This window comes from Kosakonia sp. ML.JS2a (assembly GCF_025642095.1).
Lineage (GTDB): Bacteria > Pseudomonadota > Gammaproteobacteria > Enterobacterales > Enterobacteriaceae.
In genome coordinates this window covers 4,523,961-4,547,293 of the sequence record NZ_CP106754.1, presented here as the reverse complement: position 1 = coordinate 4,547,293, position 23,333 = coordinate 4,523,961, and the positions used below count along the sequence as shown (strand labels likewise).

Sequence of the window (23,333 nt, the reverse complement as noted above, 5' to 3'; positions counted from 1 at the left end):
TTCTCAGGGGGACTAAGCGTTGATGCTGATGAGTGTCAGTTTTCCAGGACCTGTTGCCTTACCGGACGGGACATCCCGCTGGATGGGTAGCGCTTGCCAGCGTAAAAAATGCCGGGGTTCAGGCTGATAAAGTTCACTGACAATGTTCACTTCCGCCCCTGGCGCGGCATCCTCATCAGGTTGATAAAACGCATCGGGAAGGGGAGTGACGGGACCCTCGTCGACACGGATGACATCCAGCGTTTCTTCATCCAGATACCAGCGACCACACGTTCCGTCGTGAAGCTGGAACGTCACGCTCAGTGTGTGAGCTTTGCACTGCGGCGCAGAGAGGATGACATCCGGGGGAATCGACCCCATGCCCCGGAAATCCCAGCGAAAATCCCAGTTGCTGATCTGCCGGGTGCGCCAGCCGTTATGGTCAGCACGGGCGATCCATGCCTGAGAAAACCCGTTAGCATCGTAGCGATGCCAGGTGATGAGCACGCGGCCCTGGCTGTCAAAGCCGATGTTCTGGCTCATGTTGATCAGGCCTTGCTGTACCTGCGCGGGGTCAACAATGTCGCCGCGCTCGAGGGTTATCGGCAGCGGGCACGGTTGCCCGGTATGTGTGAACCAGTTGATCATATCGGGGCTGCGGGCATAAGAGAGATCGTGGCAGGTTTCGCAGTGAGGCGTATCGCGCCACATCCAGATCATGTGCCAGTGCTTATCCGGGCCGATAATCGGTAAACGAGCGTAGGCGTTGCGTAACCCGCTGCCGCTTAACAGCGGCTGTTCCAGCAATCTTTCCCAGCGCTGTTTGGCCGCGTTCCAGCGGTTATAAATATCATCGCCGTTGCCGCTCTCTCCGTCGCGATAGCGGAAAAGTAATTCGCCGTTAGCACCCTGAAAAAAAAGCGGGTAGGTGGCGCTCTCTTCACGTATTCCGGTCATGGTTCCCTGCGCAAGCGAGTGAATGTCGTAGGGGCGGGTTGACCGGAACCAGACCATTTTATCTTTATGCATATTGCCGGAGAGATGGAGATGCCCCTGCTTATCCATCGCCAGCGTCAGATAATTGTGACTGTCAAACTCAGTCTGATGCATGTACCTGTTTTTATCGGCCAGCCACTCACCGGTGGGATAGCTGATTTGCCACGTGGTCTCTTCCTCTGCGCGGCTGGCGACGGTAATGCAATGGTGTTCGTTGTAATACGCAACGTAGAATTTATCTTTTACCAGTAAGGCGTATTCGACGGTAAAATCTGCGCAGCAAGGACCAATCCCGGAAATATCGACTTGTTTTGCCTGAAACATTCTCTTCTTCCTGTTTGTTTCCGCCAGAAATAATGGCGCAGCATACGGTGCAAAGTTCGGAAAGAATAAAGAATGTCTCCATCTGTAATTTGTTATCCCTGTCACAGAAGGGATGCGAGATTGAGACGCAGGTAGTGAAAATTTAAAAAGGTGTTTTGCGATTGTTCCAGAGGGGGGATTTATTTAAATTTATTGCACCAGGAATAACTACCCCGGATGCAAAAGAGCAGATGCTCTGCTCTGTCTGTTCAACGGACGTACGCTATCTGGCATCCAATGGGTAGAGAAAAATGAGGCCGTTTTGCATACTCACCAGCGGGACATTATCCGCCTCATATTGCTGTATCCAGAACCCGGTATGAGTCAGTAGATCCACATTCCCATTAATCATGCGGCTATTCTGTGATGACATAAAATAGATGGGCGAGTAGCTGAAATAATAGGTTTTACCTTGCTGTCGGGTTTGCACAAAATTCCCTTTGAGGACGAACTGATTGTCATCAGGGCTGGTGATATTGCTCTGTATGGTATTTCCCTTCGTGGTCATGTGCGAGTCGTATAACTCTTTTTGGCGCAGCATCAGGTCATAGAAGCCAAACTGCGTAACTTCATCGACGTTTTGCCGCATGACGGCGTTAGCGCGGTGTAATTGCGCGCCTGCCAGGGTGGCGAGAAGGGCTGTCAGCATCAGCGCAACAGACTGTTTACGGCGTTTTGCAGGGAGCCATTTCATTGAGCTTTCTCCGGGTTTCGCTGAGAATTAAGTTATTAAGCAGGGTGGCATTGGATCGCGAGTGGTAGATCTGCATTGCCAGCACTTTCTGCTGACAGACGTTATACAGGCGCAGGGTGTAATTCAGCGTCTGGTTTTCATCGTTATAATACACGCTCATTTGAATTGATTTTGATTTGAGTTGTTGATTTATATTGTAATAAGTCTCCCTTAGCCGCAGGAAGGTTGTCTGTTGGAGAGCCTGATCGCTCTCGCGCCCGGGGACGGTAAAGATGCGGATATTGCTGTAAATATTTTGCGCGATTTCCCTCACTTCCGGCGTTTCTCTGCGCGGAATGAAGGAGTAACCCAGCGCAGCGCTACCCAAAGCAATAACAAGAAAAACCAGCGCGATTTTCCACCGTTGACCGCGTGATGGAAGCGCCTGCTCTTCGCGTTGCAGCGCGGGAGACATCGCGTCAGGCAACAGGGAATACGTATCCGCGGGTTCATGTTCTGTCGTATCAAAAGCCTCGTCGAACAGCACCTCTTCATCGTCCTGTGCTGGCAGCACATTGGTGAGATTGATCTCCTCTTCGTCTTTTTCCACCATCCGGCAATATTCCGCTTCCAGAACATATCCATGTTTCGGGATCGTGCGAATGATCCGTTGCTGCTTGCCGTCATCCTCAAGAGCGGCGCGCAGCGCGTGAATGGCGTTTGGCAGGCTGTTATTGCCAATCACCCGGCGTTCCCAGACCAGCGTGGTCAGTTCCTCGCGCGTTAAAATTTTCCCGGCATTCTGTTGCAGGACATCAAGCAGTTTGAGTTGATAGGCGCCCAGGCGTTTTCGTTCTCCGGTCACTAAATGAAGAATAGATCCTGACGGGACATCAATCAGCCAGTTATTTATTGCACAATAATTTTTATTCATAAAATTGCATGGTGTTTTAACTGTCAGTCAGGGTTCGTAAGTACGATTGATGGTGGCGACCCGCCGGCATAAATAATGATTAATGCCTGAAGACGAATGGTTTTATTTCTCAATGCACTCAAGTGCTGTGTAACGAAACGCCGGCACATGGCAAGCGGTTTAGTTTTTTCTTACTGTACATTTTTGCTCTCATTTCTTCCATAGCATGATTTGCAAAATATTATCCTGGTAAACGTAGCGGCATTTTTGTTTCCGCAGAAATTTCCTTTTTGCAAATTTATCGGAATTAAAATTTCCTCTTTTTTTCTTAATCTTTTGATTTCTAATATTTAAAAAATCTGGCATGTCTGTTGCTTATTTCCAGCGTGAATTAAAATGAAGGCTGGTTGAATCAACAGGGAATTGATGACGTATACAGATACAAACATTTTAACCCCAACCGACGAAATGCGTTATCTCCGCGATTATTTACCGCTGGTGGGTAAAGTCGTCAGGCAGTTTGCCTGGCAAACAAGTACTGTGCTGGATAAGGACGATATGCGGCAAATTGCGCTAATGGGGCTGCTCTCCTCTTTACGGCGCTATGGGCACCCGGACGATGGCTTTGCCGGTTATGCCGCGCAACGTATACGCGGCGCCGTACTGGATGAGCTGCGTAAACTGGACTGGCGCCCGAGGCGTTTGCGGCAACAAACACACAAACTCAACGATGCGATACGGCAACTGGTGAGTGAGCCAGGGAAAACCCCCTGTTTTACAGACGTTAGCACGCGACTCTCAATGACATTCGAATCCTGGCAGGCGTATTTGCAACTCTGTTCCGCCAGCGAGCTGGAGAGTCTTGAGAGCCTGCAAGAAAAGGAACCGTTCCCCTCTTCGCTTGTCAGTCGCCCACTGGAAGAGGAGATGCTGGTGGGGCATATGCTGGGTAGTGCGCTGGCGCAACTTGCTCCCCGCGAGCAAACGATCTTCATCCTCTACTATCAGCATGAAATGAACCTGAAAGAGATTGGCCGTTTTTTTGGGCTGACGGAGGCCAGGCTGTGCCAGCTTAATAAAGCGATCTCCCGGAAGATCTACGCCTTTTTTACGCAGGACACATAACCAAATGGCAAAGTATTACGCCTCTAAGGCGTTATGGATCGCCACGCCCAGGTGCTTGATGGTTTCCCGGTTGGCTTCCGTCAGCGGTAGCGCACAGTTAAGTCGCAGGCAGTTACGATACTTACCGGAAGCAGAGAACAGTGAGCCTGGCGCAATCTGGATTTTTAACCGGCACAGGGCGCGGGAAACGCACACCATATCGACGGTCTCCGGTAGTTCAACCCACAGCAGATAGCCCCCTTGCGGACGGGTCACACAGATACCGCACGGGAAATACTGGCGCACCCAACAGGTATAAGTTTCCAGCTGATGCTGGTAGATCTGGCGCATGCGGCGCACATGGCGGTGATAATGGCCATCACGAATAAATGCCGCCACGGCCAGCTGTGTGCCGGGTACGTTTGTGCCGATGGCAGCATATTTTTTATGCAATACCCGATCGAGATAACGCCCCGGTGCGATCCAGCCGACGCGTAGCCCCGGTGCAACGGTTTTGGTCACTGAGCTGCAGAGCAGCACACGACCATCGATGTCATAGGATTTGATGGTTGACGGCCGTGGATAATCAGTGGCCAGTTCGCCATAAATATCGTCTTCGAAAATCACAATGTCGTGGCGTTGCGCCAGCGACAGCACCGCCTTTTTGCGTGCTTCCGGCATGATAAAGCCGAGCGGGTTATTGCAGTTGGGCACAAGGATCACGCCTTTGATCGGCCACTGCTCCAGCGCCAGTTCCAGAGCTTCAATGCTGATCCCGGCATCGGGATCGGTCGGGATCTCAATCGCTTTAATGTCTAACCCGCGCAGTAATTGCATGGTGCCGTAATAACAGGGGGACTCGACTGCCACAATGTCCCCCGGCTGGCAAACCGCCAGTAACGCCAGCGTGAGGGCTGCGTGGCAACCGCTGGCGATCACAATATCGTCGGCGCTGAGCGACGTGCCGCCATCAAGCATCAGCCGGGCGATCTGTTCACGCAGCTCGCGGCGGCCGGGCAGCGTGTCGTAACTCAGGACATCATGCAACTGGTGCTGTATGACGCGGTTCATTTCGCGCCACAGGGGTTTTAGCGTTGGCTGTGTAATATCCGGCGCGCCGCCGCCAAAAGGAATGATGGCCTTATCGGTGCGGGCATCAAGCAGCGTGAGCACTTCATCCCACTGGGTCACATCGACCGGGCGCTGTACCGGGCGGGACATCGCCGGTACGGGCGGTTGTGCCTTGCGTGGCGCGACGAAATAGCCAGAACGCGGCTGCGGCGTGATCAGTTGCAGGTTTTCCAGCACCTGGTAAGACTGCTGTACGGTGCTGATACTCACGCCGTGTTCCTGGCTAAGGCTTCGTACCGAAGGGAGTTTTTCTCCCGGGCGATAGAGCCCCTGCTCAATACGTTCCGCCAGCAGCGTGGCCAGATGTTGGTAGCGTGTCATGCTGTATCCTTTGAGTTCACCATACAGATGTAAAAACCAGTACAGATCTGTCTGTTTTTCGCGATTCAGAGACTGTTTTAAGCGATCTGTATGTTAAAGAAAAGTAATTTCTGAATCTGTATTGTCGCAGCCTTTCACTGCGATGATAACGCTCTGTTCTGGTGAGGAGAGCGATAATGGAATTCTTTGAAAATCGACCGACGCGCCCGTGGATCGGGTTTGTTTTACTCTGGCGTAAATGGCAACACCTCCGGGAGCGCAGGCGCACGGCCAGGCTGTTGCGGGCGCTCAGCGATGAGCAGTTAAAAGACCTGGGTTTACGGCGTGAGGAGCTGTGGTAAGGGCGCTCATGGGCGGAGATAACATCTTGTTATTTCCGCTCAACCTGCGTTGGGCTATGCTTAGCTCCATAACCTGAAGGGGAGAAAGCACATGCACGTTATGAATGGCAAAGACGAAGACGATAAAAAAGAGAACGAAACTGGCAACGCAACCCAGCTGATGCAGCAAAAACTGCTGGATTCCCGCTCTATTATCATCTCCGGTGAAATTAACCAGGCGCTGACGGAAAAAGTCGTCACCCAACTGTTGCTGTTGCAGGGCATCAGCGATGCGCCGATCAAAATTTACCTCAATAGCCAGGGTGGCCATGTCGAAGCGGCTGACACCATCCATGACATGATCAAATTTATCACCCCGGAAGTGCATATTATTGGCACCGGTTGGGTGGCCAGCGCCGGGATCACCATCCTGCTGGCGGCGAAAAAAGAGCATCGTTATTCGCTGCCGAACACCCGTTTTATGATCCATCAGCCATTGGGTGGCGTGCGCGGTCAGGCGAGCGATATTGAGATTGAAGCCAAAGAGATCATCCGTACTCTGGAGCGCGTTAACCGCATGATCGCCGATGCAACCGGACAGCCGGTTGATAAAGTGAAACAGGATACGGATCGTAACTACTGGATGAACACCAAAGAGGCCATTGATTACGGCATCGTTTCCCGCGTGGTGAAAACCTACGGTGAACTGAACCTCGATTAATCAGGCGCTGACGGGAAATAAAACCGACGTCCAGCCAGCATAAGTTGGCTGGACGTTTTTTTATTCATCGCTCTGCGAGAACGTTTTCTGGTCTAAATCGTAATGCATATACTCCAGCGGAATATGGTGTAGCGCCCGTAACCGTTCTATATAGGCATTATCTTCTATCGTCGCCGGGGTTATTCCAACGATAACCATTTTAGTAATGTGTATGCCGTTATCGTGCCAGTAAGCATACTCCAGTAATTGCCCTATTGCCTCACGAATGCAATATGAAACGTGGGCATGGGTTTTTATTTCATAAAAAGAGTAAGTATTTTCATTTTCTTGCAAAACGAGATCGATGCGTGTGCCATACCCGGTATTTTGTTCCGTGCTTACTCGGTTTTTGCCAAATTGCTGACAGAGCGTGATATATAACGCTTCCTGTATTGCATTGTGAATGTAACTGATCTCAGTTCGATAGCCGCTGCTGTTGCGCTGGCCGCTCTCTGGTTTAGAACGATGGCCTGCTTTAAAGTCTAATGCTGCTGCGCTGCGGGCCTGAAGAGGAAGCTGAACAAAGTTAATGAGATTGTAATAATTTGATTTTACGGCCGGGTCAGTATGACTAAACATATACGGCTTGCATAATCGTAAATTTTGCGGCTTAAACTTTATGTTAAAAAAATCGCTCTTGTCGATCGAGTCTAATATATCGCCATCTACATCGACTTCGTTAAGCTGAGACTTCATTTCATCATACCAGCCGTTCTGCCGGTACTGTTTTAATATTCTTCGGGATTCCGCAGGGGAAACCAGTTCAGCATTTAAAATCTCACCCAGCCAATAACGCGTATTGTTCCTTTTTTCATTTTTGATGGTGTATAAATTGATATCCATTACCTGACCATTGCGAACTAATCCTGCCAGGGATTGCAAATAGGCGTAATGATAGCCATCAATGAGTTTTTCCGTATCGAATAACCACTCCTCATGACCAAATCCATGCTGATATTCGTAGCTGCTGCTATTGATTGATTTTCCTTCCCGACCGGACGGCGTACGCCAGTATTTGTCATTCCAGCATATTCTTGAGAGTTTTTTCACTGTGAAAGTCCTTTTTATTGCATTTGTTATTGTTTTATAAAGCGTTATAAACCGTATCTTAGGACTAATGTTATGGGGGAACCAGCCACCATATGTTGCAGGTTTCCTCTCATTCGCCCGCGATATGTGGGCACGATCATCCTCCTGGCGCGCAGGCAAAAAATACACTTCTCCCTGACACATAATTTCTGCACACTGTTTCCATTTCTCATTACGGAGTGATGGCATGAACAGCAGTATTAAGGCGACGCTGGTGATGGCAGTGGCGCTCAGTCTTCCCGCAATGGCGGAACACAGCGGCGTCTCCTTTGATCATAAAGATTGGGAAGTGGTGTGTGACAACACGCTGACCTGCCGTGCAGCAGGCTATAGCGCAGAAGAAGAAGCCAGCGGATCGGTGCTGATCACCCGCAAAGCCGGGCCGGATACGCCTGTTACGGTCGATGTGGTGCTGGCGGAGATGGAAACCGATGATGCAACGCAACAGGCAAAACTGACGCTGTGGATCGACGGCAAATCACAAGGCGATGTTGCAGCGGAAGACAGCGACACCTGGCGGTTATCGGATGAGCAGGCCAGCAGCATGATTGCCGCCGTGAAAGGCAGTAGCAAGGTTGAGTTTAAGGGCGGTGCGAAGCCGTTTGTACTGTCTGGCGAGGGTGCATCCGCTGTGTTGTTGAAATTCGACGATGTACAAGGACGCGTCGGGACGCCCGGCGCACTGAGTAAAAAAGGGGATAAGGCAGAAAATAGCGTTGCAGCACCTGTCGCTGCGCCCGTCATCCAGGCGGTTGCGGTGGATGATGGTGAAGATCGCACCCTGAACGAGGCGGAAGTGAAAGCGCTGAAACCGCGCCTGCTGGCGACCTTATCTGGCGATAATGGATGCGATCGCCTGTCATCGCCGCAGGAAGCGACCGTCGAAGGCGATAACGATATTACCCTGACCCCACTGGACAGTCAGCATGCGCTGATTTCCACCCTCTGCTGGCGCGCCGCGTATAACGAAGGCTATGGCTATTGGGTTATCGACAAAGCGTTGAAAGGCAACCCGCAGTTGATCACCAACTCGGCATCGGATTATGCCGATGGCGCGATCTCGCTGGGCCAACGTGGTCGCGGGATTGGCGACTGCTGGGCGTCGGCGGAGTGGGTGTGGGACGGAACAACGTTCCGTAAAAGCGGTGAGTCCACAACGGGCATGTGTCGCTATGTACGCGCAGGCGGCACCTGGGATCTGCCGGAGTTTGTTGCTGAGGTCAAAGAAGCCAACCAGGCTAAATGAGCCAGATGTACTGAATTGAACACGGTAGTGACCAAAAGCCCCGGTTTGGTCGCTGCGTGTTCATCTCACCTCCCCATCTTTACACCGGGAAAATCGATGCTAAACAACCTCAATCACCTTACGCTGGCGGTCAGTGATCTGAACCGCAGCGTGGCGTTCTACCACGAGTTACTTGGCCTGAAACTGCATGCGCGCTGGGATAACGGCGCCTATCTCACCTGCGGTGAACTGTGGTTATGCCTCTCCGTGGACGCGCAGCGCACACCGGTTTTGCCGCAGCACAGCGACTATACCCATTATGCGTTCAGCATCGACGAGCGTGATTTCGCGGCCTTCGTTGCGCGCCTTGAGCAGGCTGGCGTGGTGAGCTGGAAAGTGAATAAAAGTGAAGGCGACTCCTGGTACTTTCTCGATCCGGACGGGCATAAACTGGAAGTGCATGTCGGTAATCTGGCGCAGCGGCTGGCAGCCTGCCGCGAGAAACCGTACAAAGGGATGGTGTTTTTTGATTAAAGAAAAGCGCGAATGACTTTCACAATCCATGCTCTTTGCTCTGTCGTTTCTTGATACTTACCCTGATAACTATTACCTTACCCCTCCGTTGAATTGAGGGGGCCTCTATGACCGAAGATGAACTGTTTGCCCGCCGACCGTTAGGGATGCGCATGGCGATGGTGGTGCGCCAGTGGCGCGCGACGATCGATCGTGCGCTGACCGACACGGGCATGACACAGTCGAGCTGGACGGTGCTGATGCAACTGCACCAGTTGGGCGACAATGTTTCGGTCAGTGAACTGGCGGAAGTGCAGGGCATCGAACTGCCGCCGCTGATGCGCACCCTCACACAACTGGAAAAACAGGGGCTGATTGCGCGTACGACATCGCCGTACGACAAGCGCATTCGCCTGTTGGCGCTCACCGCCGACGGGCAACGCCTGCTGGAAAGGATCTCGCAAGTGATCGACGCCTGCCAGGCGCGCGCCTCGGACAATATCCCCGCCGCGGATCTGGCGGTGTTTAGCGCGACCCTGAATCAAATCGCCTGTAATTTGCGCGTGATGCGCGAAGACGACACTCAAACCGAATAAGAAAATGATGACGCCAGAACAAAAGTTTGCCCGCTGGGTAAGGGTCAGTATTGCCTCTTTCCTGCTGATGTTTGTCTATTTTATCGTTGCGGATATTTGGATCCCGCTGACGCCAGACTCGACAGTGATGCGTGTCGTCACGCCGGTTTCCGCCCGGGTTTCCGGCTATGTGGCGCAGGTGTATGTGCAAAACAATAGCCAGGTAAAGAAGGGCGACCTGCTGTTTGAGCTGGATCCCACGCCATTCCGTAATCAGGTTGAAGCCAGTGAGATCGCGCTGGCGCAGGCGCGGCTGACCAACCAGCAACTGGATGCGCAGATCGTTGCCGCCCAGGCCAGCCTGAAGACCGCACAGATCACCGCCCAGAACGATCGCGTCACCTTTGAGCGTTATCAGAACCTGGGCGCAATGCACAACGTTTCGCAATCCGATCTGGATAAAGTCCGCACGACCTGGCAGAGCAGCGTCCAGTCGGTGAATTCGCTCAATGCCAGCATTGATGAACTGACCATTGAGCGTGGCGATCGTGACGATGCCCGCAACGTCACCTTGCAAAAATACCGTAATGCACTGCAACAGTCGCAGCTCAACCTGGGCTGGACGCAGGTGCGGGCGCAAGCGGATGGCACGGTCAGTAACCTGCAACTCACCCCCGGCTTCTATGCCTCTGCCGGCAGCGCAGCACTGGCGCTGGTGCATGATAAAACGGACATTGTGGCGGACTTTCGCGAGAAGAGCCTGCGCCATACCCATGTCGGCACCGACGCGGCAGTGGTGTTTGATGCGCTGCCGGGCCATGTGTTTAAGGCACATGTGACCAGCAGTGATGCCGGGGTTCTTGCAGGCCAGGAAGCGGTGAACGGTGAGCTGTCCGAACCGCAAACCTCCAACCGCTGGGTGCGCGACGCGCAGCGTATGCGCATCCACGTAGCGCTGGACGAACCGTTGCCGAAGACGCTACCGACGGGCGCACGCGCAACCGTGCAGTTGTATAACAGCGAGGGCTTTTTCGCGCGGATCTTCTCTGGCCTGCAAATCCATCTGGTGAGCCTGCTGCACTATGTCTATTAATACGCTGGCGCGGGTTTTTACGCCGCACGGCAACATCGTTTACACCCCTAATGACTTCCGGCAGACGTTGCGTATTGTGTTTGCCGGGATGATCGCCCTGAGCGTGTCGAGTTTTTACAACACCCAGTACGGCGTGTTCTATGTGGTGTACCCGGTGATGCTGTTATCACTGGTGCCGGTATTTAATCGCCACGTGGCAAAGCAGTTTATCTTCAGTGCGGTGCTCAACTGCATCGAAATGGTGTTTATTATCGGCTATTTGTCGCGTTGGCCGGTGATCATGACGCTGGTGGTATTCGCACTGTATGTGATGCGTTTCCGCTTTATGAGTAAAGGCGCGCTGTTCCTGTTCGGTTCGGCTGGCGTGGTGTGCCAGAGCACGATGCTCAACTTTATGAGCTACCCTTCCAGCGACTGGCATACGCTGCTGTTTTCCAATATCGAAGCCAGTGTGATGGCGGTGGCGCTGAGTGCGCTGATGAATTACCTGATCCCGGATGTGGAGCCGCGCACCCGCCCGCCGTTGATCGAGAAAAACGCCGCCCGCGTGCGCCATGAATCCCTGCTTTCCGGGACGGTGGCGACGATGATTTTTGTCGTCTTCCAGTTAAGCGATCTGAGTGATTCACTTTCTGCACTGATGGCGGGGATCCTGATCCTCTTCCCCATGCATTATCGCGGTTCGGTGCTCAGCTCGGTGTGGCGCGTGGTGGGGGTGGTGATCGCCTGTCTCTATATTTTGCTGGTGCAGTTGATCCTCTATAACCACAGCAGCCATATGCTGCTGATGATGCCGCTGATCGGCCTCGGGCTGGCGTTTAGCGCGCGCTTGCACGTGATGGAGAAAGTCGGCGCAGGTGTCGGGTTCGCCAGTGTCACGACGATCGGCATTATGTTTGGCCAGAATCTGCACCCGGACACTGACCTGGTGTTCAGCGATTTATACCGCATCGTGTCCGTTACCGTGGCGTTGGTGGCGACGCTAACCATGGTGTGGCTGGTGCATTTGATGTTGAACTGCTTTGAAGCCACGCGGTTTGTGATCGAGGAGCAGTAGACCGAAACAGCCCGATGGCGCAGCGCTTAGCGGGCCTCTGTTCGGACCTACGAAACCTGTACGAAATGCTCACCTTCACAGCGATAAATTGCCTGTGTGACGTCGGGGATCCTCCACTGGCTCACTTCGCTTGCGGCACTGTGAAAACGGATGCACAAACCGCAGCCGCCGCGCAGCGTGCGGGGGATATCCTGCACGCGAAAGGTTATACCGGCGGCCTGTAACGCTTTGCGGGTTTGCAGCACACCGGGGGTGTTGTGGAACAGCAACAGGTATTCAGCCATGGCGCGTTCTCTGCCGCTGGCCGATCAGCGCCGCCCCCACCGCGCCAGCATACTGGGCGTCGGCATGGGTAAACACCTCACTGTTCAGGTGCGCAGCCAGCATACGACGGAAGGTGGTACAGTGGCTGACACCGCCGGTAAACAGCAGCGGCCCTTGAGTGGACAAGCGGGCGATAAAATGCGCGCTGCGTCGCGCCATCGCATTGATCACCCCGGCGAGGATCGCCTCCGGTGCGATACCCGCCGATCGCAGGCTGATCACTTCCGATTCAGCAAACACCGTGCACATGCTGGTGAGTGGATGTGGCTCGACGCCTTCGGTAATGTCATCAAGATGCTCAACCTGCGTACCCAGCGTGCGGGAGATGACATCGAGAAAACGCCCGGTACCGGCAGCGCACTTATCATTCATCAGGAAGTCGGTGAGATTGCCTTGTTCATCAAGCTGGATCACTTTGCTGTCCTGACCACCGATGTCAATGATCGTGCGCGCCTCGGGCAATAACAGCCGTGCACCCAGCCCATGGCAGGAGATTTCGGTCACCTGCTTGTCGGCGAAATCCACCAGTTGCCGTCCGTAGCCGGTGAGCGTCAGAAACGGGGGTTCAACAAGCCCTTCGCGCAATGTCTCCCACGCTTCACCGATCGACGCGGCGGGGCGAAACGAGGTCGGGCAGAGGAAACGCCGTACGACGGTGTTGCCCTCCAGCAGAATGCCTTTGGTGGTGGTCGAGCCGGAATCAATGCCTACGGTAAACGCCACGGCCACTCCTTATAACATCTCGATAAACGCGGCAACGCGGGTGCTCAGTTGCCCGATGTCCGACGTCGAGTAATCCGTCTCAATAGCCATATACGGGATGTTGTGTTGCTGGCGCACATGGCGTTTGATGGCTAAAGACTCAACGGCGTAGGTATGGCACGCCTGTAAAATCACATCGATTACGCCATCGGCCTGATACTCTTCCACCATCTGGCTGAGCAGTTTCAGGCGCTCATCGTTAGGCGAGATGCAGGAACACCCGATCGCCAGATACTTGTCGGTCAGCGCATCGTACACATCGCCGCTCTCGTCAACGCAGCGTTCAGTGGCTTTCGCGCCAGTGCAGTTTTCATAACCCACCACCCAGCCGCCGTTCTCTTCGATGGCGCGCACAACTTTTTCCGCCGCGCCGCCAATCGGGCAACCAGTGATCAAAATACGTGGGCGGGGATCGAGACGTTTGCCCGCCTGCCATTCGTTGCGGATCCGTTCGGCCATGGCATTCAGTTCGTCGATCAATGCGTCTTTATCAAAGCGGAAAGTCGCCCCGTACACCACTTTCAGGATATCTGTACCGCTCAGTGCGGGCGGGTTGAGCTGCCCCACGCGGTAGAAGTTTGCCAGCGCCTGGCGTTCACGGTTTTTCAGCGCAATGGCATCGCGCAGCGCTGCTTCGCTGATCGGTTGACCAAAACGGTGTTCGATGGCCTGTTGCAAGCGCAGGATCTCGGCTTTCCACAACGCGCGGGAAGCCGCATCCGCTGCGCTGTTCGGCAGTTGCATCACATGCACGGCTTTGAACTCCGCCATGTATTCGTACATTTTCTTTTTACCGTCGCAGGTGGTTTCACCCACCACCAGATCGGAAAAGTAGAAGTAGGGGCACTTGTCGGTTTTGCCAAAGCCGTAGCTGCTTTTGATCAGCGGGCAGAGGTTGCGCGGCAGATCTTTTTCCGCTTCTTCGATGGTTTCATCGTTAGTGGAGCAAAGCGAGACCACCACGGCGCCAGCGGCCATCGCGATCTCTTGTGGCATAAAAGTACAGTAAGTGCCTACCAGTGGGATGCCCTGTTCTTTCAGATCCATCACGGTGAGAAAACCTTTCTGGCGGGCTTCGGAGAATTGTTCAAAGACGTCCGGGAGTGCGGTGATAAGCGACATGATTTTCCTTCCCCGTGACACGGGAGATGATAAAAAAAGACGCCGCATTATAGGCATGCAAAATGAAGGGGAATATTGATCTCCGGCTGATGAAGAGCAGAAACGCGGTGAGTGAAACAGGCTCAGAGGATCTTTTTCAGATCCATCTCTTCCTGGATCCGTTCGCTGTAGAGCGCATGTGTGCGGATGGCTTCCTCTATGCCGGCATTATAAAAGGCGGGGCCAATCTGTTCGGCGATAAAGTCGATAAAGAATTCCGCGTCAAACTGCTCCAGCTCCAGTTCGAAATGCGTTTCGCAGTACGCTTGCAATTTGTTGCGTAACTGCTCGCGTTCGCTGTGGGTGAGGGTAATGTCGGCCATGGCGTCTCCTTACACAATAATCAAAAAACGGTAACGTGCAGTAGTACGGGGAGCTGCGAGAGCAGATAGAGGATCAGGCCAATCGATCCGCCGACCAGCGTGCCGTTGATGCGGATAAACTGCAGATCTTTGCCGATATTCAGCTCGACCTGGCGTGACATATCGTGTGCGTCCCAGCTTTTCACCGTATCACTGATATGCCCGGTCAGAAAAGCGGCGAAACCCGGTGCGACACGATGTGCGGCCTGTTCCAGATGCTCATTCAGCGAGGCGCGCAGCGCGCCGTCCGCCAGCAGTGTTTCGCCAAACCATAATCCCGCGTCGGTAATGCGTTTTTTCATGCGCGAATCGTCAGACTGCACGTCGGCTTTCATCCAGTTGCGCAGATCCGCCCACATTTCGCCCAGATAGCGATTAAAAGCTTCGTCGTTTTTCAGATAGTCTTTGATGTTTTCTGCCCGTTCGGCCATTTCCGGATCGGTTTTTAGGCTGGCGATCAGTTTTAGCGTTGCGCGATCGAAGGCCTGGCGGATCTGGTGCGTGCGGTCGGCGTTGATGTCATCCAGCAGCGAGTTCACCGCGTCAGAAACCAGTTCTGCACTTTGCTCACCCAGCCATTCGGTTGGCAGGATCTTTGCTTTTAACGGGTGATCGGTCTCCAGCCAGTGCACCACCTGGCGGGCAATAAAGGCGCGTGAGCTTTCACGCTGCAACAGGGCAATTAACTGCGCTATCAGGCTGTCCAGCAGCTTCTGATGGCGATTGTTGCGCGTCAGACTTTCCAGCAACAGCGCGCTGGTTTCCGTCAGATCGACTTTGTCGATGGCTTTATGCACCGCCCGGCGTAGCAGGCGCTGAATGCGGGTATCGTCGGCCATTTCCAGAAAGCCGCTCATCACTTGTAGCAAGTGTTGACCCACGCGTTGTGCGTTTTCCGGCTGACTAAACCAGACACTGATCAACTGTGCAGGTTGATGGCGATGGATCAACGCCACAAGTGACTGCGTATCGAGGAATTTCTCCTGCACGAACTGACCAAGATTGTCGCCGATCCGGTCTTTATTGCGCGGGATAATCGCGGTATGGCTGGAAATAAACGGAATTGGCACGCGGCGAAACAGCGCCACCACTGCAAACCAGTCTGCCAGCGCGCCAACCATCGCCGCTTCGGCAATGGCTTTGATCCCGCTCACCCAGAAGTTGGGCGACAGGAACAGCGTGGTGACAAACGTTGCAGCTGCAACCAGCAGCAGTGAGAGCGCCAGACGCTTGGCGCGCTTGAGTTCAGCTAATTTTTCCATGAGTTAAGCATAGAGCGAGACGAGGGGATGGTGCAAAGGTTGAATTTTGTAGCTACAATGTGGCTACAAAAATAAAGGAGGTTCTATGGATTCCGTTATCCGATCGCGTATCGACAGCGAACTGAAAGCGCGCGCCGGGCTGGTACTTGAGAGCTGTGGGCTCAACTGGAGCACGGCAATACGGCTGTTTGCTGAGCAAATCGTCAAAAGTGAGGGTATCCCGTTTGAGGTTACCCGCAAACCAACGGCACGCTTACGCAACGCGATGAGCGAAGCCAATGAGATCACCACACACCAGCATGGACGCTTTAATGGTGTTGAGCAGCTAATGGACAGCTTAAATGATGGGAAAGAGTAAACGCGCGCCACTTCCTTACCGTTCCGATTACACGAAAACATTTGTTAAAGCCTGGGCGCGTTACAACAAAGCGGGTCGCAGAGATATGCATGAAACGGCAGCAATTATGTCGATGGTGCTTTCTGGCAACCCGCTTCCGGCTCAATATAGCGATCATGCCTTAACCGGAAATATGCATGGATTTCGCGAACTTCATCCTGGTGGCGACTACTTATTGGTTTATTGCGTGGATGAGGCCAAACATCTGGTGGTGTTTACGGATTTGGGTACCCACGCTGAGCTCTTTGAGTAATTGCCTTAGATGAATTTGCATAAAATCCACAGCCCAAACCCCATCAACACCACGCCCGCGGTACGCTCTATCCAGTAAACGCTACGGCGCAAGCGGTTCTGCACGGCAGGCAGGCCGATAAGCGAGACGACGGTTAAATCCCACAGCAGCACCACCATTACCATCCAGACGCCGCTGGTGGATTGCTGGAGTAATGTCACGTCCGGCCCGAGCAGGGCGGTCATCAGCGCCAGGTAGAACAACGCATTTTTCGGGTTGAGCAATGCGGAACCGAGGCCGATCAGACACTGTTTGCCGATGGACGGGCAGCGTTGCTGCGTTTCATCAAGCGTAAGGGTTTGTGGGTGGCTGCGTACTAAATGGCAACCCATCCACAGCAGGTAAAGCGCGCCGAGCAGCTCAATGGCGGTGAAGAGCACGGTGAAATGGCGTAACGCGCTCGCGCCGATAATCACCAGCAAAATATAGAGCGCGTTGCCGGAGGCAATACCCACGCAAAGTCCGGCGCTGCCGCGCAGACGGTAGCGAATCGCATAGCCCACCAGCAGGAAGAAATCCGGGCCCGGGCTGAGCAGGGCGACAAAATGCGCCAGCGCCAGTGAGGGAAAAGCGGGAGGAAAAATGTCCATAGTGACCTCGGCAGTAAAAAAACTGCGGTCACCTTAGCGGCATCGCGGCGCTATTTATTGTCTGATATTGATCGGCCCATCGCGTACTGGCGCGGCGTGGCGGCGGTATAACTGACAAAGGTTCTGTGAAAATGGCTCTGATCGGCAAACCCGCTCTGATACCCCACATCCGCCAGATTATCGCCGGCGCGCAGGCGACTTTTGGCAAACTCCACGCGGGCGCTATTTAAAAAACAGCCTGGCGTTAGCCCGGTGTCCTGTTTAAAGGTGCGGATCAGCGTCTCTTTGCGCAGCGAAAAGGCGTGCGCCAGTTCATCCAGCGTCGGCGGTTGCTGCAAGTTGCCGAGCAGCGCATCCTGCAACTGCTGACTGGTCGGGCGAAGCGGTGCCGGGTGCCGTGGTGGGCAGGCGAGGGTAGTGAGCAAACGGGCGATAGCCGCGGGCAATGGGCCGGTTTGCCCGTTTTCGATTAACGAGACAATGTGCAGATATTGCTGGAACAGTTGCGGGCTGCGGATCACCTGCTGCGCACTGGTTGTCTGCGGCAGATAAAGCATATGGTAGCTGCGCGACTGGCCAGGCAACGGGTTACAGCTATGGGGCGTCAGTGGAGGAATCACGATCATATCGCCAGGCATCAGCAGGTATTCCCGTCCGTTGCAGATGCAGCGGGTGTGCCCCTCAACAATCGCGCCAATCGACAGTTCCGCATGGTGGTGGCGCTTATAGGCTTGCTGGCTGCGCCAGGTACTACGCAGTTCGACGCCCGGCAAGGTTTCGGGGCGGCAAAATGATTGCTCTATATCGCGCGTTATCGACATGGTTTGCCTCGTTAAGGTCGGTTTTCTGGTATATCACACCCCGCTATTTATCGCGAAAGGCATTATGCAACAGCCGCCACATATGGTGGGCCGCAGGCGTAAAGCGTCGATCGGAGTTGCGCAGCAAATGGCACTGAGCGCTACTGGCAATCGGGTGATCGAGCGGCACCGCCACCAGCGTGCCCTGGCGAATCGGATCGGCGGCGGCGTAAGCGGTCATAAATGAAATCCCCAGTCCTGCCTGGCTTAGCCCCATGGCAGTGGAGAACTGGTTGCAGCGATACGCCGGGTGAAATTGCAAACCCTGGCTTTTAAACATCGCATTCATATGGCGTTGCAGGCCGAAGTTTTCCGTCAGCGCAATCAGCTGATGTTCAGTCAGCTCTTCAATGGTAATACTCTGCCGCCGGGCGATAGGGTGTTGCGGCGAGACCACCGCGCATATCGGCCCCCACTGAAAGCTGTGGCGTTTAAGTTCCGGGGTGCCAATCGGGCCGAAAGCCAGCGCCATATCCGCGTCTCCGCTGACAATGTCGTTGAGCATCTCCTGCATGCTGCCTACCACGATGTCGACAAAAACCTGCGGGTACGACTGCGCAAACTCGCGCATCACGCCTTCGATAAACGCGGTGATAAGCCCGCCGCCAATACGAACCGATATCGTACCGCCGCGCATATGGCGCAGATCTTTCAGCTGGCTTTCCAGCTTTTCGCGCCGCTGGCGGCTGGCGAAGTAATCCTCTGCCAGCAGACGTCCCGCTTCGGTAAGCACCACGTTACGCCCGCGCCGCTCCAGTAACGGTAGCTGTAACGCGCGCTCCAGTTGCGCGATCTGGCGGCTCACCACCGACGGGTTAACGCCAAGGATGTCCGCCGCGCGGCGGATGCCGCCCTGGTTGCCCACTTCATACAGATAACCGACCTGTTTGTCCTGAAACATCCGCCACATTCCTTCATCACTGTTGACCTGAGAGCAACAATAACATCTTAAAGCGGATATTTATCATCCGGATTGAATAGTGATAATCAAATTAATCGCCAGGTTTTATGGGGAAACAGAAACGAAAAATTAAGAGGGGATTTTTGCACCAAAAGGGTGCCCGATAACGGTGAGAGGTTATTTTATTAGGGTGATTTCAGGGCTTAATTAAATAATTTTTCAGTAACTTTGCTTTTTATTCTCTGTATTTCGCGGGAAGGTTTTTTATTGCGTAAAAATTCGCGGTAAAAGGTTTTTATTTTAGCGTCGGGCTATTCAGGCATGGATCCTGCTTAGTAATAGAACATTGTCATCTGATTATTTTAAAGAGAGATGTTATGAGCGAATCGAAAACGCTGGAGCAACCCGCGAAAGAGCACGCGGATGAGTGGAAAGTCGGGCCTGGCGCCTGGATCTCCCTGGTTATTGTTCTGCTGGTTTTTTCCGGCTTCTTTTTCAAAGTCGACGGTATGGCGTGGCTGGGGGCGTTTGACTTCACCACACTGGGTGGCGCATTCGGCACCATGAAGTCGCCGGAGAGCAGCACCTTTATCGGCAGCGGCGGCATTAGCGCCAAAGCTGGCTTTCTGTTTGCCCTGTCGCTGGTGCCAACGGTGATGCTGGCGCTGGGGCTGCTGGAGATTTTTACCCACTATGGCGCTATCCGCGCAGCGCACAAACTGCTGACGCCGTTGCTTAAACCATTGCTGGGTATTCCGGGTTATACCGGGCTGGCGCTGATCACCGATTTGCAAAGCACCGATGCCGGTGCGGCATTAACCAAAGAGTTGTACGACAGCGAGAAAATTACCCGTAAAGATGTGGTGATTATGGGCGCATGGCAATATTCCGGCGCCGGGTTAATTAATAACTATTTTTCCATCGGTTCGGCGATGTTCGCCTCGCTGACCATCCCGATTATTATTCCGCTGGTGTTGATGTTTGTACTGAAATTTGTTGGCGCAGCCGTGGTTCGCCTGGCATTAAATACTGTCTATAAGAGGGATTTCGACCATGAGTAATACCGCCAAAGTCTCCGGCAATCCGTTCGATATTTTCGTTATCGGCGCGCGTAAAGGTTTTAATATCGCCATCAATAACCTGATGCCGAATGTGCTAATGGCCTATGTGATCGCCGAAATGCTCAATTTATTGGGCGTGATGCAGATTATTGGTCATATTTGCGCGCCGGTTATGGGGCTGTTCGGCCTGCCGGGCGAAGCCATCACCGTGTTGCTCACTGCCTGGCTCTCCTCCTCCGCAGGGACCGGCGTGGCGGTCAGCCTGCTGAGTAAAGGCCAGCTTGATGTCGGGCAGATAACCATTCTTGCACCCGCCATCTTTTTAATGGGTTCGCAGCTACAGTATATGGGCCGCCTGCTGGGTGTTGCCGATGTACCGAAGAAGTACTGGCCGTTACTGATGGCCGTCAGCATTCTCAACGCGGTTATTTCTATGCTGATAATGCGCGTTATTGCCTGAGAGAAGCACACCAAGGAGTAAGACGTGTCACGTACACTAGAGCACTTTAATTACCTGCATCAGATCCCGGAACTCGGGTTCGAAGAGTATAAAACCTCCGCTTATATCGCCGGGGTACTGGAGGCGGCGGGCTACCAGGTCACGCGCCAGATCAATAACACCACCGGCATCGTCGCCGTGCTGGACAGCGGCAAACCCGGGCCGACCCTGGCGCTGCGCGCTGATATGGATGCGCTCGGACACATCATTGATGGCAGGCACGTTGCACGCCACACCTGTGGTCACGATGGGCATTCCTCTGTGGTACTGACTACGGCGCAGGAAGTGATGGCTGAAGGCGTGGTGAAAAAGGGCAAACTGAAGTTTATCTTCCAGCCCGCCGAAGAGCTGGGCACCGGGGCGATTGCCTTGACCGAAGGCGGCGTGCTGGACGATGTGGACATGCTGCTTGGCTTCCACCTGCGCCCGCTGGAAGAGTGCCCGATGGGCCAGGCCGTTCCGGCGATGTACTATTCGGCGTCCGCCACTGTCGAGGTGATGTTCCACGGCAAAGCAGCGCATGCTGCACGCCCGCATTTGGGGGTGAACGCATTGGATGCCGCCGCGCACGCGGTGCAGGCGGTGAACGGCATTCACCTTGCGCCATCGCTCACCTGGAGCGCGAAAGCCACGCGTTTCCTTTGCGATGCCGGGGTCACCAACTCCATTCCGGACAAAGCTCAGGTGTGCTGGGATCTGCGTGCGGCAGAAAACGAAGCCATGGATGCGTTGAAACCGCAGGTACTGCGCGCTATTGAAAGCAGTGCTGCGGCCTACGGCGCGCGTGCTGAAATCCGCATTCTTAAGGAGATGCCTGCGGCGATCATTGATGATGAGGCAACTGAAGTGGTTTCCCGCGCGATCCGCAGCGTGTTTGGCGATGCCGGGCTGACCGCAGCGAAATCGACGCCGGGCAGTGAGGATTTCTTCCACTACCTGCGCCTGCGCCCGCAGGTGAAAGGCGGTTTCTGGGGGCTGGGCGCGAACCTGACACCGGGGCTGCATCACCCGGAAATGCACTTCGACCGCGACGCGTTAGCGCTCGGCGTGAAAGTGTTTAAAGCCTGCGTGCAGGATGTACTGGGCTGATACTCACGGCTTCCAGTTGCTGCGGGTGGTAATAATATTGTTGCCCGCAGTGGTTTTCACCGAAACAGGGTATCCGTATTTGAAAATGCGTTGTTGGTTTTTGACGGTCTACGTTGTCTGTCTATTCAGAACAAGGTTGAAATTAACGCTCTGGCCGATAAACCTACAGCGATATTCCGCCGACAGAAGATGCGCTTTGGACGGACGCGGTTCGCAGTAAATTTTTTCGCCCTTTAAAAACCCAGGCATCGGTGCGTATTGACGCGGATGTAATGGAATGGCTGAAGCGGCCGGGTAAAGGGTACCAGACCCGCCTCAACGCTATTTTGCGCGAAGCAATGATGCGTGATTTGCAAAGCAAAAAGTGATGACAGTGAATGACCGGATGGCGATTGCCAGGTTGACACTTTGTTCTCCCCTCACCCTAACCCTCTCCCCATAGGGGAGAGGGGATCGTACGGTGTCCCGGTCTGCTTATTTCCGTAGATCCGCAAACGCTGCTCTGATTTCCTCTTCCGGCAGTTGCACACCGATAAACACCAGCGTGCTGTATGGGATTTCGTCGCCCCACGGGCGATCCCAGTCGGCGCTATACAGGCGCTGAACGCCCTGGAACAGCAGGCGGTTGGGCTCGCCGTCGATCCAGAGCATCCCTTTGTAGCGCAACAGTTTTTCTGCAAAGCTCAGCAGCAGGCTCTCCATCACGCGGGAGACCTCGCTGATGTCCACCGGGTAGTCCAGCTCGACGACGATCGAATTAATATCGTTCTGCTTGTCGGCGATAAAGTGGAAGCGCGGTTTGGCCGCCACCACGTTCTCTTCCAGCATAAAACCGTTGGTATTAAATAACTGCGCCAGCTCGATATCGCCGTGAGTGACGGTGTAAATCGGTGCGCGGGCGTTAATACGGCTCAGGCGTTCGCGCAATTTTTCGCTCTCGCCAGCCACATCGGTTTTGGTCAGCAGAATACGATCGGCATAACCGACCTGCGACTGCGCCAGTGTGAACTGGTTCATCTGCTCATCGGCATGCACGGCGTCAACCAGCGCAATCACACCGTCCAGCAGATAGCGCTGGCAGAGGATTTCATGAGAGAAGAAGGTCTGAATGATTGGGCCGGGATCCGCCATACCGGTGCATTCGATCACCAGCCTGTCAAAGGCGATATCGCCACGATCGAGGCTATCGAGCAGATCCAGCAGCGCATCTTCCAGCTCATTGGAACGACTACAGCAGATGCAACCATTGGTCAGGGTTTTGATTTGCGTGGCGCGATCGCCAATCAGCTGATCGTCGACGGAGACTTCACCAAATTCGTTTTCGATAACGGCGATTTTGTAGCCGTGTTGCTCATTGAGGATATGGCGTAAGAGGGTGGTTTTGCCTGCACCGAGAAAGCCGGTCAGCAGGGTCACTGCAATCGGGGTCATACATTCTCCTTTAGCAACAGCGGACTCCGCCCTTGCCGTCGCCGCCATAACGCGCCTGCTGGCGTTCGCGGAAAAATTCTTCGTAGGTCATGTACGGCTTGTCCGGATGGTTGGTCTGCATATGTTCAACATAGTTGTCATAGTCCGGGATGCCAATCAGCATCTTTGCCGCCTGACCGAGGTACTTTTTTGCTTCGCCTAAGTTACCAAACATTATTTGCCCCGGATAT

At 54.0% G+C, this 23,333-nt stretch carries 28 protein-coding genes and 1 pseudogene; 14 read left to right on the top strand and 15 right to left on the bottom strand.

Annotation, left to right across the window (positions count from 1 at the left end; all coding sequences use genetic code 11):
- Window positions 1-12 precede the first annotated feature (12 nt).
- From N7922_RS21485 to N7922_RS21475, 3 genes are all read right to left on the bottom strand, one after another.
- Window positions 13-1,299, bottom strand: a complete 1,287-nt coding sequence (locus N7922_RS21485) for a BNR repeat-containing protein (protein ID WP_263098184.1) — start codon at window positions 1,297-1,299, stop codon at window positions 13-15.
- A 262-nt stretch (window positions 1,300-1,561) separates the two neighbouring features.
- Entirely contained in the window at window positions 1,562-2,032 is a 471-nt protein-coding gene (locus tag N7922_RS21480; RefSeq protein ID WP_263098183.1) for a hypothetical protein, read from the bottom strand.
- Window positions 2,004-2,945: a transcriptional regulator gene (locus tag N7922_RS21475; protein WP_263098182.1), complete on the bottom strand. Its 942-nt coding sequence runs from the start codon at window positions 2,943-2,945 to the stop codon at window positions 2,004-2,006. Before N7922_RS21475 ends, N7922_RS21480 begins: the two co-directional genes overlap by 29 nt.
- A gap of 405 nt (window positions 2,946-3,350) precedes the next feature.
- Between N7922_RS21475 and N7922_RS21470 the strand changes: the two genes are divergently transcribed.
- The gene (locus N7922_RS21470; RefSeq protein ID WP_263098181.1) at window positions 3,351-4,049 is read left to right on the top strand and encodes a sigma-70 family RNA polymerase sigma factor; all 699 of its coding nucleotides are present in this window, start codon (window positions 3,351-3,353) and stop codon (window positions 4,047-4,049) included.
- Window positions 4,050-4,064: 15 nt separating this feature from the next.
- Here the strand turns inward: N7922_RS21470 and N7922_RS21465 are convergent, their stop codons facing one another.
- The gene (locus N7922_RS21465) at window positions 4,065-5,480 is read right to left on the bottom strand and encodes a PLP-dependent aminotransferase family protein (RefSeq protein WP_263098180.1); all 1,416 of its coding nucleotides are present in this window, start codon (window positions 5,478-5,480) and stop codon (window positions 4,065-4,067) included.
- A gap of 176 nt (window positions 5,481-5,656) precedes the next feature.
- Here N7922_RS21465 and N7922_RS21460 point away from each other — a divergent pair, with 176 nt between their 5' ends.
- Both N7922_RS21460 and N7922_RS21455 read left to right on the top strand, forming a co-directional pair.
- Window positions 5,657-5,821 carry a DUF1127 domain-containing protein gene (locus tag N7922_RS21460; RefSeq protein WP_071890619.1) on the top strand — a complete coding sequence of 55 codons (165 nt, stop codon included), beginning with the start codon at window positions 5,657-5,659 and terminating at the stop codon, window positions 5,819-5,821.
- 100 nt (window positions 5,822-5,921) lie between these two features.
- Window positions 5,922-6,521: an ATP-dependent Clp protease proteolytic subunit gene (locus N7922_RS21455; RefSeq protein WP_263100973.1), complete on the top strand. Its 600-nt coding sequence runs from the start codon at window positions 5,922-5,924 to the stop codon at window positions 6,519-6,521.
- A gap of 60 nt (window positions 6,522-6,581) precedes the next feature.
- Here the strand turns inward: N7922_RS21455 and N7922_RS21450 are convergent, their stop codons facing one another.
- Window positions 6,582-7,610, bottom strand: a complete 1,029-nt coding sequence (locus N7922_RS21450) for a hypothetical protein (protein WP_263098179.1) — start codon at window positions 7,608-7,610, stop codon at window positions 6,582-6,584.
- A 226-nt stretch (window positions 7,611-7,836) separates the two neighbouring features.
- Here N7922_RS21450 and N7922_RS21445 point away from each other — a divergent pair, with 226 nt between their 5' ends.
- The 5 genes from N7922_RS21445 to N7922_RS21425 all read left to right on the top strand — a co-directional run bounded on the left by N7922_RS21445 (window position 7,837) and on the right by N7922_RS21425 (window position 12,112).
- The gene (locus N7922_RS21445; protein ID WP_263098178.1) at window positions 7,837-8,895 is read left to right on the top strand and encodes a DUF1176 domain-containing protein; all 1,059 of its coding nucleotides are present in this window, start codon (window positions 7,837-7,839) and stop codon (window positions 8,893-8,895) included.
- A gap of 96 nt (window positions 8,896-8,991) precedes the next feature.
- On the top strand, window positions 8,992-9,408 hold the full coding sequence (locus tag N7922_RS21440; protein ID WP_263098177.1) for a FosA family fosfomycin resistance glutathione transferase: 417 nt from the start codon (window positions 8,992-8,994) through the stop codon (window positions 9,406-9,408).
- Between the two features lie 107 nt (window positions 9,409-9,515).
- Entirely contained in the window at window positions 9,516-9,983 is a 468-nt protein-coding gene (locus N7922_RS21435; RefSeq protein ID WP_263098176.1) for a MarR family winged helix-turn-helix transcriptional regulator, read from the top strand.
- A gap of 4 nt (window positions 9,984-9,987) precedes the next feature.
- Entirely contained in the window at window positions 9,988-11,055 is a 1,068-nt protein-coding gene (locus N7922_RS21430; RefSeq protein ID WP_263098175.1) for an HlyD family secretion protein, read from the top strand.
- Window positions 11,045-12,112, top strand: coding sequence for a DUF2955 domain-containing protein (locus N7922_RS21425; RefSeq protein ID WP_263098174.1), 1,068 nt, complete (start codon window positions 11,045-11,047; stop codon window positions 12,110-12,112). Before N7922_RS21430 ends, N7922_RS21425 begins: the two co-directional genes overlap by 11 nt.
- Before the next feature lie 47 nt (window positions 12,113-12,159).
- Here the strand turns inward: N7922_RS21425 and N7922_RS21420 are convergent, their stop codons facing one another.
- The 5 genes from N7922_RS21420 to N7922_RS21400 all read right to left on the bottom strand — a co-directional run bounded on the left by N7922_RS21420 (window position 12,160) and on the right by N7922_RS21400 (window position 15,983).
- Window positions 12,160-12,396, bottom strand: coding sequence for a DUF3343 domain-containing protein (locus N7922_RS21420; protein ID WP_263098173.1), 237 nt, complete (start codon window positions 12,394-12,396; stop codon window positions 12,160-12,162).
- On the bottom strand, window positions 12,389-13,159 hold the full coding sequence (gene yjiL / locus N7922_RS21415; protein ID WP_263098172.1) for a putative 2-hydroxyacyl-CoA dehydratase activator YjiL: 771 nt from the start codon (window positions 13,157-13,159) through the stop codon (window positions 12,389-12,391). Before yjiL ends, N7922_RS21420 begins: the two co-directional genes overlap by 8 nt.
- A 9-nt stretch (window positions 13,160-13,168) precedes the next feature.
- Window positions 13,169-14,320 carry a double-cubane-cluster-containing anaerobic reductase gene (locus tag N7922_RS21410; protein ID WP_263098171.1) on the bottom strand — a complete coding sequence of 384 codons (1,152 nt, stop codon included), beginning with the start codon at window positions 14,318-14,320 and terminating at the stop codon, window positions 13,169-13,171.
- A gap of 122 nt (window positions 14,321-14,442) precedes the next feature.
- Complete coding sequence (locus tag N7922_RS21405) at window positions 14,443-14,682, bottom strand: DUF2164 domain-containing protein (RefSeq protein WP_263098170.1); 240 nt, start codon at window positions 14,680-14,682, stop codon at window positions 14,443-14,445.
- Between the two features lie 20 nt (window positions 14,683-14,702).
- Window positions 14,703-15,983 (bottom strand): DUF445 domain-containing protein, encoded by a 1,281-nt coding sequence (locus N7922_RS21400; protein WP_263098169.1) that lies wholly within the window; start codon window positions 15,981-15,983, stop codon window positions 14,703-14,705.
- An 85-nt stretch (window positions 15,984-16,068) separates the two neighbouring features.
- Here N7922_RS21400 and N7922_RS21395 point away from each other — a divergent pair, with 85 nt between their 5' ends.
- Together N7922_RS21395 and N7922_RS21390 are read left to right on the top strand one after the other, a co-directional pair.
- Complete coding sequence (locus N7922_RS21395; protein WP_061497949.1) at window positions 16,069-16,341, top strand: type II toxin-antitoxin system RelB/DinJ family antitoxin; 273 nt, start codon at window positions 16,069-16,071, stop codon at window positions 16,339-16,341.
- Window positions 16,325-16,633, top strand: coding sequence for a type II toxin-antitoxin system YafQ family toxin (locus tag N7922_RS21390; RefSeq protein WP_263098168.1), 309 nt, complete (start codon window positions 16,325-16,327; stop codon window positions 16,631-16,633). Before N7922_RS21395 ends, N7922_RS21390 begins: the two co-directional genes overlap by 17 nt.
- Window positions 16,634-16,638: 5 nt before the next feature.
- Here N7922_RS21390 and N7922_RS21385 read toward each other — a convergent pair whose 3' ends face one another.
- From N7922_RS21385 to N7922_RS21375, 3 genes are read right to left on the bottom strand one after another with little or no spacing between them, the layout of a single operon-like run.
- Window positions 16,639-17,262 (bottom strand): LysE family translocator, encoded by a 624-nt coding sequence (locus tag N7922_RS21385; RefSeq protein ID WP_263098167.1) that lies wholly within the window; start codon window positions 17,260-17,262, stop codon window positions 16,639-16,641.
- A gap of 50 nt (window positions 17,263-17,312) precedes the next feature.
- A complete protein-coding gene (locus tag N7922_RS21380; protein WP_263098166.1) occupies window positions 17,313-18,083 on the bottom strand; it encodes an AraC family transcriptional regulator in 771 nt (256 codons plus the stop codon).
- A gap of 43 nt (window positions 18,084-18,126) precedes the next feature.
- On the bottom strand, window positions 18,127-19,023 hold the full coding sequence (locus N7922_RS21375) for a LysR substrate-binding domain-containing protein (protein ID WP_263098165.1): 897 nt from the start codon (window positions 19,021-19,023) through the stop codon (window positions 18,127-18,129).
- A 377-nt stretch (window positions 19,024-19,400) separates the two neighbouring features.
- Here N7922_RS21375 and N7922_RS21370 point away from each other — a divergent pair, with 377 nt between their 5' ends.
- The 4 genes and pseudogenes from N7922_RS21370 to N7922_RS21355 all read left to right on the top strand — a co-directional run.
- Window positions 19,401-20,084: a nucleoside recognition domain-containing protein gene (locus N7922_RS21370; RefSeq protein WP_263098164.1), complete on the top strand. Its 684-nt coding sequence runs from the start codon at window positions 19,401-19,403 to the stop codon at window positions 20,082-20,084.
- Window positions 20,077-20,544, top strand: coding sequence for a YjiG family protein (locus N7922_RS21365; RefSeq protein ID WP_061497942.1), 468 nt, complete (start codon window positions 20,077-20,079; stop codon window positions 20,542-20,544). The genes N7922_RS21370 and N7922_RS21365 overlap by 8 nt, the downstream gene beginning before the upstream one ends.
- 24 nt (window positions 20,545-20,568) lie before the next feature.
- On the top strand, window positions 20,569-21,672 hold the full coding sequence (locus N7922_RS21360; RefSeq protein ID WP_263098163.1) for a M20 peptidase aminoacylase family protein: 1,104 nt from the start codon (window positions 20,569-20,571) through the stop codon (window positions 21,670-21,672).
- A gap of 164 nt (window positions 21,673-21,836) precedes the next feature.
- A pseudogene (locus tag N7922_RS21355) lies at window positions 21,837-22,040 on the top strand (BrnA antitoxin family protein); the annotation flags it as partial.
- A gap of 106 nt (window positions 22,041-22,146) precedes the next feature.
- Here N7922_RS21355 and yjiA read toward each other — a convergent pair.
- Window positions 22,147-23,103: a GTPase gene (gene yjiA / locus N7922_RS21350; RefSeq protein ID WP_263098162.1), complete on the bottom strand. Its 957-nt coding sequence runs from the start codon at window positions 23,101-23,103 to the stop codon at window positions 22,147-22,149.
- A 10-nt stretch (window positions 23,104-23,113) separates the two neighbouring features.
- Window positions 23,114-23,317, bottom strand: coding sequence for a YbdD/YjiX family protein (locus N7922_RS21345; RefSeq protein WP_088237340.1), 204 nt, complete (start codon window positions 23,315-23,317; stop codon window positions 23,114-23,116).
- Between the last annotated feature and the right edge of the window lie 16 nt (window positions 23,318-23,333).